This is a genomic window from Arachidicoccus ginsenosidivorans (assembly GCF_007971385.1).
GTDB classification, from domain to species: Bacteria; Bacteroidota; Bacteroidia; order Chitinophagales; family Chitinophagaceae; genus Arachidicoccus; species Arachidicoccus ginsenosidivorans.
Map to the genome: position 1 here is coordinate 2,308,597 of NZ_CP042434.1, position 12,407 is coordinate 2,321,003.

10 protein-coding genes and 1 pseudogene are annotated in these 12,407 nt (G+C 42.1%); 2 read left to right on the plus strand and 9 right to left on the minus strand.

Annotated elements, in window-relative coordinates:
* Window positions 1-39 precede the first annotated feature (39 nt).
* The 4 genes from rpiA to FSB73_RS09315 all read right to left on the minus strand — a co-directional run bounded on the left by rpiA (window position 40) and on the right by FSB73_RS09315 (window position 3,530).
* The gene (rpiA, locus tag FSB73_RS09300; protein WP_146781228.1) at window positions 40-711 is read right to left on the minus strand and encodes a ribose-5-phosphate isomerase RpiA; all 672 of its coding nucleotides are present in this window, start codon (window positions 709-711) and stop codon (window positions 40-42) included.
* Window positions 712-723: 12 nt separating this feature from the next.
* A complete protein-coding gene (locus FSB73_RS09305; protein WP_146781230.1) occupies window positions 724-1,383 on the minus strand; it encodes a phosphatidylserine decarboxylase family protein in 660 nt (219 codons plus the stop codon).
* A gap of 336 nt (window positions 1,384-1,719) precedes the next feature.
* Window positions 1,720-2,586, minus strand: a complete 867-nt coding sequence (locus FSB73_RS09310) for a phosphatidate cytidylyltransferase (RefSeq protein WP_146781232.1) — start codon at window positions 2,584-2,586, stop codon at window positions 1,720-1,722.
* Window positions 2,586-3,530, minus strand: a complete 945-nt coding sequence (locus tag FSB73_RS09315) for a CPBP family intramembrane glutamic endopeptidase (RefSeq protein WP_146781234.1) — start codon at window positions 3,528-3,530, stop codon at window positions 2,586-2,588. Before FSB73_RS09315 ends, FSB73_RS09310 begins: the two co-directional genes overlap by 1 nt.
* 102 nt (window positions 3,531-3,632) lie before the next feature.
* Here FSB73_RS09315 and dusB point away from each other — a divergent pair, with 102 nt between their 5' ends.
* On the plus strand, window positions 3,633-4,688 hold the full coding sequence (gene dusB, locus FSB73_RS09320; protein ID WP_146781236.1) for a tRNA dihydrouridine synthase DusB: 1,056 nt from the start codon (window positions 3,633-3,635) through the stop codon (window positions 4,686-4,688).
* A gap of 180 nt (window positions 4,689-4,868) precedes the next feature.
* Here the strand turns inward: dusB and FSB73_RS09325 are convergent, their stop codons facing one another.
* The 5 genes and pseudogenes from FSB73_RS09325 to FSB73_RS09345 form a co-directional block, all read right to left on the minus strand.
* Complete coding sequence (locus FSB73_RS09325; protein ID WP_146781238.1) at window positions 4,869-5,414, minus strand: carboxymuconolactone decarboxylase family protein; 546 nt, start codon at window positions 5,412-5,414, stop codon at window positions 4,869-4,871.
* 191 nt (window positions 5,415-5,605) lie between these two features.
* Entirely contained in the window at window positions 5,606-5,944 is a 339-nt protein-coding gene (gene rhuM / locus FSB73_RS09330; RefSeq protein WP_225974659.1) for a RhuM family protein, read from the minus strand.
* Between the two features lie 418 nt (window positions 5,945-6,362).
* Window positions 6,363-8,689, minus strand: a pseudogene (locus FSB73_RS09335) (GH92 family glycosyl hydrolase).
* 159 nt (window positions 8,690-8,848) lie between these two features.
* Complete coding sequence (locus tag FSB73_RS09340) at window positions 8,849-9,559, minus strand: response regulator transcription factor (protein WP_146781240.1); 711 nt, start codon at window positions 9,557-9,559, stop codon at window positions 8,849-8,851.
* Window positions 9,560-9,573: 14 nt separating this feature from the next.
* Window positions 9,574-11,016, minus strand: coding sequence for a sensor histidine kinase (locus tag FSB73_RS09345; RefSeq protein ID WP_146781242.1), 1,443 nt, complete (start codon window positions 11,014-11,016; stop codon window positions 9,574-9,576).
* A 284-nt stretch (window positions 11,017-11,300) separates the two neighbouring features.
* On the opposite strand from FSB73_RS09345, the gene FSB73_RS09350 reads away from it, so the two are divergent.
* Window positions 11,301-12,326: a glycoside hydrolase family 43 protein gene (locus FSB73_RS09350; protein ID WP_225974660.1), complete on the plus strand. Its 1,026-nt coding sequence runs from the start codon at window positions 11,301-11,303 to the stop codon at window positions 12,324-12,326.
* Window positions 12,327-12,407: the final 81 nt, after the last annotated feature.

The following is a 12,407-nucleotide window of genomic DNA, read 5'->3' on the forward strand; positions in this document are numbered from 1 at the left end:
CTTAATTATGATGCTTTGCTAAATATTTACTTTCCTTGCTTATTTTTTGTGTGTCTTGATGCTTCCATCATTATAACCAATGATCAAGGTCTGGGTTTTGTTGACAAACAGGCCACATTCTACGACGCCTGGAATCAGGTTCAATTTTGTCTGCAGACTTTCCGGGTCAGGGATCGTTTTAAAATCACAGTCCAGGATATAATTGCCGTTATCGGTAATATAAGGCGCATTATCTCTTTGTCTTAAATGAGGCGCCCCGCCTAAGGTTTTAATATGATCAAAGGTCCGCTGCCAGCCAAAAGGAACAATTTCTACAGGGAGATAAAATTTACCCAGGGTCTCTACATATTTAGATTCATCTACAATGGTCACGTAGTGATCCGTTATATAGGCGATGATCTTTTCCCTAAGCAGTGCTCCGCCACCGCCTTTGATCAGTTGCAGGTGGTGGTCTGCCTCGTCGGCTCCATCAATGGTAATATCCAGCCTTTCTAGCTGCTCGAAACCGACCATAGGGATTTTTAAGGATTGAGCCAGCTCTTCTGATTGTATAGAAGTGGCAATACAGGTAACCTTAAGGCCTTCTTCCTGTACCCGCTGTCCGATTTTCTGGATGGCAAAATAAGCTGTAGAGCCAGTTCCCAGACCGACTTTCATGCCGTCTTTTATCAGTGCAACAGCCGCCTCAGCAGCCAATTGTTTCGCATTCATGGTTCATGATTATTACCAGGTAGCAAGGAGGGTGACACCGCCCTTAACTGCCTGATTAAGTTCAACATTTACTTTTGTGCCCAAAGGTAAAAGTAAATCTACCCGGCTCCCAAATTTTATAAAACCCATTTCCTCATTTTGTTTCGCCTTTTCGCCAACCTTTGCATAATTACAGATTCTTCTGGCAAGTGCACCGGCAATTTGCTTCACCAGAATCTCTCCTTTGCCAGGTCGCTTGATGACAATACTTTGCCTTTCGTTATCTGTAGAAGACTTAGGATGCCAGGCCACTAAGTATTTACCTTTGTGGTACTTATTGTAGACGATATCACCATCTACTGGGTAGCGATTAACATGTACATTGGCCGGGCTCATAAAAATGCTGATTTGCAGCCTTTTACCCTTAAAGTATTCTGGATCCTCCGCTTCCTCAATCACCACCACTTTGCCATCGGCCGGGGCAATAATCTTATTATCGCCATAGGTCATGTTGCGCTCCGGAATCCTAAAAAAAGACACAATGAACAGAAAACAAATGATAAGTAAGGCCAGGATAATCAAATAGATCCAGCCGTATACGGGCATCAGAAAATAATTGGCAATGAGCGAAGCCACCGCTACAATGACAGCGGCCATTACGATAGATGCGGTTCCTTCTTTATGAATGGTCATCTGAATCTTATTATTAAAATTATTAGAGCAATGTTTAAAAACCCCTTTAAAATTGAGGGGCAAAGATACGACGGTTGTGCTGATTATCCGAGAGGAGGCCTTTAATTGATTAAAAGTTGGCTTAGTGGATTAGCTCCATCAACGCCAAGGTATATACTCAAAACCGTCAATAAACAGTTAAAAGGCCTTGTTTAGCTTCCTTATCAAGCTGGCTCCAACAGTCAAATCGTATTAAAACAGAGAAATGCACGAATGACTTTACATATTTATCTGAAAATCAGGCTTTAATGGTTGGTAATGGGCAGCAAAGGCTCCGTTTTATTAAAAAGTAGTCCATTAGCGCAGTCCAAAAACAAATGTAACCACCAGTACCACAAATGGCGTGGCCAGAATAAGACTGTCAAACCTATCCAGAAAACCGCCGTGCCCTGGCATAAAGTGACCGGAGTCTTTAACACCTGCCAGTCGTTTTATTTTACTTTCCAGCAGATCTCCCAAGGTGCCAATAACGGCTGCTATGGTGGATACTACCAGGAACAACCAAATCATATCCTTTTCCACAAAATAATAGCCGATAGCGGTAACCGTGGCAATGCAGAGCAGGCTGCCGCCGATGGTTCCTTCAAGGGTTTTATTGGGAGAAATTTTTGAAAAAGGTGTTTTGCCGATCAGTGAGCCGACAATATACTGCATGGTGTCGTTGATCCAAATCGCACCTACCAGGGTTAAAGCGACCACCCATCCTAAAGGATAGGCCAAAAAATAGCTGAATCGCAAGTGAATCATCAGCCCCCAACTAAGTGATATATACAGTAAGCCCAGTATAGCTACTTTTAGTATAATTTGCTTCAGGGCTCCAGCCCTGAGCCAAAGAGAAATAAACTTAACGGCGCCTACGACCATTATAAGTATCCCGACAAAATCAAAAGCTACGTTGTAAATACTATACTTATGCGGAAGGCAGTAAATCAAAAATCCAGATCCAATCAGTTTAGGCAGGCTGGTAATTCTTAAATCAGCCGTGTTATAAGCAGGACTGATTTTTTTAAACAACGCATCAAATTCTGTCCAACAACCCCAATGGATGATAAAAAAGAGCAATGAAAAGCTCCATTCATTGATCAGCAGACCACATAACATCACTGCCACGAAAATCACTGCCGTCAAAGCCCTGGTTTTAAAGACTTTTTGATTAATTGCCATCAGGAATAAAAAGGTTTAGGGTGATTATCCTCCAGGCTGCTTGCCGGAGAAGGCGGCGTGTTAATAGCCACTTTTCTAAAATAATAAAATAAAAAGATCAGCACCACCAGACCGACATAAGCCATCCAGGGAGCAGCCTGGCTTTTAAGGGCTTCTTCCATGGACCCTGTTGTCTGGTTCTTATAAAACATGACGGTGATTATCAGGCCGTTATTTATAAAGTGAATGATCATATTCAGGCCAATATTGCGCCCGTAGAAAAATACATAACCTAAGATCATCCCGATAAAGATCCGGGGTAAAAAGCCAAAATAGGAGGCGTGAATAGCACTGAAAATGATAGAAGTTAATAATATGGCCCAAAAAGGTTTCTTAAGCCAGCCGATCATCACCTGTTGCAAACAACCCCTGAATAAAAGTTCTTCAAAAATGGCCGGTAGCAACGCAATGAGAATCAGCGATTTTAGAAATCCAGTCCAGGAATCCAGCTGTAGCATAAAAAGCATTTGTTTGTCGTAGCTTTTTTCCAGCTGCTGAAATTTGGCTTTTAACCCTTGGGAAATAGGAATATGCTGGTTTAGCCAGGTAAAAAGATCCGCCGTGGGAATGGTCGCCAGCGCAATCAGGATAACCAGTGCCCAAAGTATAAAAGGCCTTTTATTTCTAAATTTAAAAAAATCCTTGCCTGGCCTGACAATAAGCTTAAAGAGCAGTGCCGGAATGGCAAACATGCAGAAAGTACTGATTATCTGCATCCAGCGGGCAAGACTTGCCACCTCTGGGTCGCCGTTGGTGATTGCCTGCAGGGAGGCGCCTGGTGTGGCCATAATCATAATAAAGCTGATCATGCCGCCCAGCAGCAGGCCAAAGCAGACCAGGCCTACCAACAGAAAGAATTGCCCTGTGTAGCTGATTTTTATTTTTGAAGACGGGATTTTATCCATCCAGAAACTGGTTTATGGTAATAAAAGATAATGGGTGTATTTTTGCAGCGAATATACACCCAATATCCATAAGGGATATAGCGCTGTATTGATAATTTAACTATGATTAAAATTGGTTCAATAGAATTACCGGATTTTCCGATGCTGCTGGCGCCGATGGAGGATGTCAGCGATCCGCCTTTTAGGTCTGTCTGTAAAGTAAACGGGGCAGATCTGATGTATACGGAATTCATCAGCAGTGAAGGCTTGATCCGTGATGCCATAAAAAGCAGAAGGAAACTGGATATCTATGAGGAGGAAAGACCGATCGGCATCCAGATTTTTGGTGGAGATGAAGAGGCGATGGGTATGAGTGCAGCCATTGTAGATGCGGTTGGCCCGGATTTGCTGGATATTAATTTTGGCTGTCCGGTGAAAAAAGTGGTCACTAAGGGTGCTGGTGCAGGGGTATTGAAAGATGTGGATCTGATGGTTAGACTTACGCAATCAGTTATTAAAAATACGCATTTGCCGGTGACCGTAAAAACCAGGTTGGGCTGGGATGATCAAAGTAAGAATATTGAAGAGGTGGCAGAGCGGCTGCAGGACATCGGGATTGCTGCGCTCTCTATTCATGGAAGGACCCGGTGTCAGATGTATAAGGGTGAGGCAAACTGGGAGTTGATTGGCCGGATAAAAGATAACCCCAGAATCACCATACCTGTATTCGGCAATGGGGACATTGATTCTCCTGAAAAGGCATTAGAATATAAGAACCGGTACGGGGTAGATGGGATTATGATCGGCCGGGCGGCCATTGGCTATCCCTGGATCTTTAATGAAATCAAGCATTTTCTTAAGACAGGAGAACATTTGCCGCTACCCACAGTGGAGCAACGTGTGGCTGTGATTCGCCAGCATCTTAAATACTCCCTGGCCTGGAAAGGTCCGGTTGTGGGTATTCGGGAAATGCGCCGTCATTATACCAATTACCTCAAAGGCTTCCCCAATATTAAGGAATTTAAAAGCCGCCTGGTTCGTCTGGATACTTATGAAGAGATTGACGAAGTCCTGGATGAGGTATTAGCTTATTATGCAGGCTTTGTCGCCCAAAAAATCTCTGGACATTCGCTGAAGGGGCACCCAATTGTGAAACAGCAAAATAAAGAATACCTATAAAGTAAATAAAAGGCGGATTAAACACTATTCGCCTGTTTATATATAAACGCCTGAGGGCCGCCTTTATTTACAAAAATAAAGGCGGCCCTCGGGCGTTTTGATTCAGCGGCTGCTATCCCCCTTGATCTTTGTGTTTATTTATTTACTTGAGGGGGGAGAAAGCAAAGGAATAATTTGCCACTAATTTGACGCGTCCACAGCATTTCTAGGTGCAAACATGCCTGGTTTATAACCGCCAACTTCCGGCGGAAAGGCAATATTGAACCGGTTGTAAGTATTGATCGCCGCCACGCCCAGCGTCAGATCCATCAACTGTGCTGCACTGAAGTGCCGCGCTGCCTCTTGGTAAACATTTTCTGGTACCTCGCCATTAGGCAGTTTCGTCACCGCTTCAGCCCAGGCCAGCGCTGCTCTTTCCTGCGGACTAAAAAACGGCGTCTCCCGCCAGGCGTCAAGTGTTAAGAGGCGCTGAACATTTTCTCCGCCTGCCAGCAGGTCCTTAGAATGCATATCCAGGCAAAAGGCGCAACCATTGATTTGGCTGACCCGGTAGTAAATCAGGTGTAAAAGCTGTTCGGGCAGATCTGCTTTCATAAGGTGTGTCCCAAAATGATTTAATGTCGCCAGGACTTTATGACCCGCATTCAGCAAGCTGATCCTTTTGGTGCCCGCCACGTTGTGTTGTTCGTTGTTTTCTGTGCTGCGAGATGTTGTCGTCGTTTCCATTTTATTTAATTTTTAAGGTTGTAAAACTGTTGTTGTTGATTTGTTCTTAATAATGACGAACACGCACTTTACTATTGGACAAAAAGCAGAAAAAAAATTGGACAAACCCACAGTGAGGCAGAAATCAAAACGATTCCCCCATTTATGGCTGATGAACGAAAGATGGTTTTTGGGGCCGAGGCTTGTGTTTACTACCTAGTAGTGAATACTTTAATTAAGGGACACGCTGCCGCCTTCATTTTGTATTTCCAGCGCAATACAACCGGTTTCTTGTTAATCTTTTCGATCCCCTGGTAGATACGTTCTATTAGTTCCTGTTTACTATTAACGCGGATTTGATGCAAGAAAGACCTGGATTTTACACGGTAACCTACGGATATATTGACATCAAGATTGTAAAAATCTATCTTTCTGCTTACCATCCTTTTTCCTTCTTTTCGAACTGTCAAGGATTCCTTGACAGTTGCACTCATTTCCAATTCCTTTTCTTTATAGCAGTTGTTTATATGCAAACTAATGATTTGCTTCATTTGATTAAAAAGTTGGGCCATTTGTTCTTGCGTTAACCAAAAGGTTTCCTCCTCTATTCTCACTTCAATTGCCTGGATTCAATTTCTTATTGAAGTTGGCAAAACCACTCGGTGCAATGTGTTCAAAGTCATAATCCCCCTCCGCCTTATAAAGTATATCATTTTTAAATCATATTCACTATCTCCTCTCTGGAACGGGTATACTTCTTTTTATTACGTACTATGGCTGAAATTATTAGCAAACGACATAGTTAGGTAAATTTTCTGTTAATTCGTTTTTTGTCTTACATCTATCCAATTAATAAAAAGGCAAATCCGCTCCTTCCATAATTTTTCAATTATTTCAGAAGCGGATTACCCTATTTATGACTGATGAAAGAAAGACGAACTATATTGCGGTAAATCTTGTGTTTCTTACTTAGTCATTCAAACCGGTCAGGTCTTGTCCCCATTTTTTGTTGGGCTTATCACCCATAACAAATTCCAGGGTGGCGCCTTTTTCTATATCGCTATGCAGGATATAGGGTTTATTATAAGGCTTTCCATTTAATTTGACGGATTGAATGTAAAAGTTTTGATCAGAAACATTTTTAGCGGTCATTTTAAAGGTTTTGCCGTTTGCCAGGTGAATGGTGGCGGATTTAAGTACCGGTGAACCTATCTCATATTTGCCGCTGGCCGGGTTGACCGGATAGAAGCCCATTGCACTGAAGATATACCAGCTGGACATCTGTCCGCAATCTTCATTGCCAGAATAGCCAGAGAAGGAATTATTGTATAACTCTCTGAGCACTTTAGAAACATAAAGCTGGGTCTTCCAGGGCTGGCCAACATAATCATACAGATAGGTCACGTGATGACTAGGTTCATTTCCATGCGCATACTGGCCAATGAAACCAGAGGCATTGCCATTGACCTCTTTGGGCAGGTCTTTAATGGTAAAAAAGCTATCCAGTTTAGCTGTAAAACCGGCTTTACCGCCTTCTAAATCTACCAGACCCTGTACGTCCTGGGGACATACCACAGATATTGCCAGGCGTTGCCTTCTGTAAAAGGATTACCACCATTGCCACCATAGGCCAGTGGGTTGAAATTGGGTAACCAATTGCCTTTATCATCTTTGGCCTGGAAGAATCCGGATGTTTTGTTGAAAAGATTTTTATAGTAGCCGGATCTGTCGATAAAGTATTGATAATCTTTTTCTTTGCCGAGTTTCTTTGCCAGCATGGCCACGCACCAATCATCAAAAGCCATCTCCAGCGTAATGGATACGGACTGTGACTGTTTGTTTTCTGGCATATAATGATACTTATTCCAGAGATAGAAAGGAGAACCCGGATGGCTGATCATGGAAGAGTTTTTAACTGCCTGGTATGCCTTTTGTACATCAATGCCTTTTATCCCTTTAAATATGGCATCCACAATGACAGGGATGGCATGGTTGCCAATCATGCAATAATTTTCTTCACCCCAGAGTTGCCAGATAGGAAGGTAGCCAAAGGTCTCGTATTGGCGTAGCATGCTGCGGATAAACCCGGCGTCCTTTTCTGGTTTTAACAGGGTATACAACGGATGGGCGGCTCTGTATGTATCCCACAAGGAAAAAGTAGAATAATGAGTCTTATCCGGCGCGTGATGGATGGTATAATCTGTGGCCATATAATCTCCATTTACATCTGCCAGATTATTGGGTTGGGTATAAGCGTGATACAGGCCTGTATAGAAGATTTCTTTTTGTTCTTTTGTTCCTTCAATTGCTATATTGCTGAGTTCTTTTTGCCACTTTTCTTTCGCAGCTACCTCAATCTGATTAAAGCTCTTTTCCCCAATCTCGGCGGCCAGGTTGGCTTTAGCGCCATCCACGCTGACTTCAGAAAGACCGACCTTAATTAACAGTGGCTTCCCGTTTTCTGTATTGAAGTTCAAAACAGCTTTGACATTGGTGCCATTGACAATCTTTTCATTGGGATACATGCTGCCACCTGTATAAAGCTGATTAGACTGGATGGGCTCAGAGAACTTCGCGTAAAAATAGACTTTACGCAACTGTGCCCAGCCGGTCAGAATCCGGTAGCCCTGTACTGTATAGGGATCTACTTGTCTGATCTCGGCGTCTATCACTTTACAAGACCAATAAGGACGCTTTTTATTTAATGTGTGGTTGAGATCAATGACCAGATGCGCCTGATCCGTTTTGGGATAGGTATAGCGGTGATAACCGCTGTGTTCTGTTGCAGTGAGTTCTGCATTAATATTATAATCCAGGAGTTTTACCTGATAATAACCAACATGAGCCGACTCCTGATCGTGGGAGAAGCGGCTACGATAGCCGCTATCCGGCTTGTCTGCGCTGCCAGGATTAGCCTGGATTTTGCCTGTGGTGGGCATAAATAATACATCAAATAAATCAGCGACGCCCGTTCCACTTAAATGTGTATGGCTAAAACCGACGATGGTTTTGTCATTATAATCATAGCCAGAGGCGGGATTATCTGGATTGTCCTGGGTATCAGGACTCAATTGAACGAATCCAAAGGGTAGTGTTGCTCCCGGAAAATTACTGCCAGATAAACTGGAGGCATCCACGGCGCCAGTGCCAATAAATGGATTTACATAGCTGGTTACATCACCCTCAGGAGTGGTTGCGCTTTGTGCTTGGACTTGCCATCCGAGACCTATACTCAGAGAGCAAATCAGGAAAAAATCTTTTTCACGTAAATATTTTGCGTTATTACAATTAGAAATACAATAATAAGACGCTACAACTTTACGCTGATTGACTGGTTTTAGATATTAATCAAAGCCAAACAATTCGTTAACGGAATCTCATGCTGATTTTAACCAGTTGACTATTAATTGTTTATGCACTTTATGTGCTTTACGTGGTTTGAGTTTCTTTGGGCGTTACGCTGTTTTTTTCACGTTAAACACAAAACCGACCCCGTAGACGTTATCAATACTGACAGTGTCTGAGGTGTGCAGTAGCTTGCGTAAGCGTGAGATAAACACATCCAGGCTTCTGCCCAGAAAATAATCGTTTTCACCCCAGAGTTGTAATAGGATTTCCTCTCTTTTCAGCACTCTATTGGGGTGTTTGCACAGGTATTGTAATAATTCTGCTTCTCTGACCGTCAGCGTAATAGGTTTTTCTCCTTTTATCGAAAGTCGCAGCAGGTCTTTATGCAGGATGATATCGCCCACAGGGATATCATTTTTGGTTTCTGCGGCCTGTTGTTCAGGGGGTTGTTTACGACGGATAATGTTTTTAATCCTGAGCACCAGTTCATCAATGTCAAATGGTTTACTGATATAGTCATCAGCACCCAGTTTTAGGCCCTTTAAACGGTCTTTTTTCTCATTACGGGCCGTCAGGAATAAAAATGGAACGGAAACGTTTTCTTTTATAATCAGCTCGGCGAGTTCAAATCCATTCATCTCCGGAAGCTGGATATCTATAATTAAGATATCGAATAACTGTTTTTTGGTCAGAAAGGTCCGGTAGGCATCCTTGCCATTCAGGCACCAGTGAACTTCAAAGTTCATGGCTTCCAGATATTGCTTAACAACATTTCCCAGGTCTTCCTGATCTTCAACAAATAGAATTCTGTGTTTCATTTTTTTTGTATTTGCTACCCCTTGGGCATCATTATTATAAATTCTGTTCCGTGGCCTTCTTTACTTTCTACATCCAGTGTCCACCCGTGTGCCAGGATGCATTGATTAACATAAAACAAGCCCAGGCCCAGGCCATTTACATCCTCTGTACTTTTATTTTTACTCCGGTAGAATTTTTCAAAAATATGCCGTATTGTCTTTTGAGACATGCCGATTCCATTATCCGCAATAGATAACTGGATGGTTTTCTTATCCAGTTGGGCATGAATCCTGATCTTTTTAACCGGAGAACTATTGTATTTGATCGCATTCTCAAAAAGGTTCAAGACGGTAGTGGTAAACCAGAATTTATCCAGGAAAACCATAAAATCGTCTGGAATCTTATCAAGTTTGATTTCCACACTTTTGTTGCCCAAAGTTAAGCGATAATCTAATAATATCTCTTCCAACAACTTCCCGAGCAAATAACTATCCTTTTTAAGGGTGGCATTATTCATGACGGTAATATCCAGTACCTGACTGAAAATGGTCTTCAACCGGCCGGTTTGCCGACTGATAATATCAGTGAGCGGTGCTATATTCTCCTTTTTTTCGATAATCTTCTCATTTTGGAGGCTTTTATTGGCAACCATAATGGTGGCTAACGGTGTATGAAACTCATGGGTAATGCTATTGACAAAATCAGATTTCATCTCTGCGAGCTTCTTTTGCCTCAACCAGTTACGAAAAGTAAAGAAATAGATAATCATAACTGCAAGCAAGGAGAAAAAGGACAGCGCAAAGGTAGGCTTCATTAAATTTAAGATGGCCCAGGTGCGGTTGGGAGAATCAACATAAAGCTCAAAAGTAATCTGATAGCTATAGGCACTCGAGGCGCTGACCGTAAGGGAAGCGACCTGGTTTTGCATATTTAGCGTCTTGAGGTCCCCGTCAATGGAGGCGCCTTCTGGCAAAATATAGCTGCTATCTAGTAAAGGCAGCCGATGGCCATTTTGGAATAAAATGATATAATTGCTTCCGGAAAAGGTGATACTCAGTGTTTTAATCAGGAGCCTGTATTGAAGATCGTGTTTAAGATGATTTTCTTTAACTATTTGCGTAAAAAAGTCATCCATTGAACTCTTGGCTCTAAGTTTGGTGAAAAGACTGTCACAGATCTTTTGTCGTTTTACATTAAATGCACTGGGATCCGTTTTATAGAGCCGTTCCAGCTCGTGCATATTGCGGTTAATAAAGGTGTCAATAATCTGCTGCCCTCCAGGATAAACCTTGTCATTACGAATGCCTTTGGAATAGACACGTTTGATCAATTGTTTTTCTGCGTAAAAATAGTGCTCATCCTTAAGCATATAGGTATTGTACACTAAGAAGAACTGCACCCCAAGTAGGACCAGAAAGCTAAGTACCGCAATAATTTTATAGATCAGAATGGAGGTTGACTTCACGGAGCGACCCATTGGTTTCAAATTTAAAAGTAAAGTTCCCTATTTTAAAGGAAAAATCATTAAAAATGCATTAACAATGGAAGGATTGCTGTTTTAGGCTTTTCAGTGGCCTGGTATTAGGAGCTCTTGGCTTATTTTCATTTTTAAACAAAAAGTTATCAGTTTTTTGATACTAAATATTCTTGTTAATATCGCCTAACAATTACTAAAATTTACTTTCTGTAATAAAATGCAGTAAAACGCTATTTCATTAATAAAATTTATACACTGCATTTTAAAAGCATAATTCTAACAGTATGATCAACAGGTGGAAAAATGGCACTTTGGCCGTAGTATCGATTCTTATGACAGCGGGGATATTATCTGCACAGCCAATAAAACAGGTGCATCCTGCAAAATCAGGATATGCGGGCAATCCGGTATTGCCCGGGTGGTATGCCGATCCGGAAGGAATTGTTTATGGGAAAGATTACTGGATTTTCCCAACGTATTCGGCAAAGTATGAGGATCAGGTGTTTTTTGATGCTTTTAGCTCACCTGATCTGGTGCACTGGACAAAACATCATGCAGTTTTAGATTCAAGCAATGTAAAATGGGCCAAAAAGGCCATGTGGGCGCCGGCTGTTTTAAAAAAAGAGGGCAAGTATTACTTGTTTTTTGGGGCAAATGATGTCCATGCCGGTGAAATTGGTGGCATCGGTGTAGCCGTTGCAGACAAGCCTGCAGGGCCTTATAAAGATTTATTGGGCAAACCTCTTATTGGCACCATTGAGAATGGGGCACAACCCATTGATCAATATGTGTTTCATGATTCTGATGGAAGTTATTATATGTATTATGGCGGCTGGGGACATTGTAATGTGGTCAAACTAAAACCTGATTTTACCGGATTACTTCCTTTTGCAGATGGCTCGATATATAAAGAAATAACCCCAAAAAGCTACACAGAAGGACCCTTTATGTTTAAAAAGGATGGAAAATATTATTTTATGTGGTCAGAAGGTGGCTGGGGCGGCCCTGACTATCGGGTGGCTTATGCCATCTCGGACAATCCTTTAGGACCTTTTAAGCGCATTGGCACCATACTGCAACAGGATAGCAGTGTAGCCACTGGCGCAGGCCACCATAGTGTCATTAAAGTGCCTGGGGAGCAGAAGTATTATATAGTCTATCATCGTCGGCCGCTTGGAGAAACGGCGGCCAATAACCGCGCCACCTGCATTGATGAAATGCATTTTGATAAAGATGGAAAAATACTGCCGGTGAAAATGACTTTTGAAGGCGTAAAAGCGCACAAGATTAAAAAACCGGGCAAAAAATAGCTTTTAATCGTAATGCGTGGTGTGCACATTAAGCCTATACAAGTATAAAATATAATCCATTTAACTCAGTTTAAATCAAAA

Excerpts from the sequence above, each read along its gene's own strand:
- rpiA (WP_146781228.1), bottom strand. The coding sequence starts at position 711 with ATGAATGCGAAACAATTGGCTGCTGAGGCGGCTGTTGCACTGATAAAA.
- FSB73_RS09305 (WP_146781230.1), bottom strand. The coding sequence starts at position 1,383 with ATGACCATTCATAAAGAAGGAACCGCATCTATCGTAATGGCCGCTGTC.
- FSB73_RS09310 (WP_146781232.1), bottom strand. The coding sequence starts at position 2,586 with ATGGCAATTAATCAAAAAGTCTTTAAAACCAGGGCTTTGACGGCAGTG.
- FSB73_RS09315 (WP_146781234.1), bottom strand. The coding sequence starts at position 3,530 with ATGGATAAAATCCCGTCTTCAAAAATAAAAATCAGCTACACAGGGCAA.
- dusB (WP_146781236.1), top strand. The coding sequence starts at position 3,633 with ATGATTAAAATTGGTTCAATAGAATTACCGGATTTTCCGATGCTGCTG.
- FSB73_RS09325 (WP_146781238.1), bottom strand. The coding sequence starts at position 5,414 with ATGGAAACGACGACAACATCTCGCAGCACAGAAAACAACGAACAACAC.
- rhuM (WP_225974659.1), bottom strand. The coding sequence starts at position 5,944 with ATGAAGCAAATCATTAGTTTGCATATAAACAACTGCTATAAAGAAAAG.
- FSB73_RS09340 (WP_146781240.1), bottom strand. The coding sequence starts at position 9,559 with ATGAAACACAGAATTCTATTTGTTGAAGATCAGGAAGACCTGGGAAAT.
- FSB73_RS09345 (WP_146781242.1), bottom strand. The coding sequence starts at position 11,016 with ATGGGTCGCTCCGTGAAGTCAACCTCCATTCTGATCTATAAAATTATT.
- FSB73_RS09350 (WP_225974660.1), top strand. The coding sequence starts at position 11,301 with ATGATCAACAGGTGGAAAAATGGCACTTTGGCCGTAGTATCGATTCTT.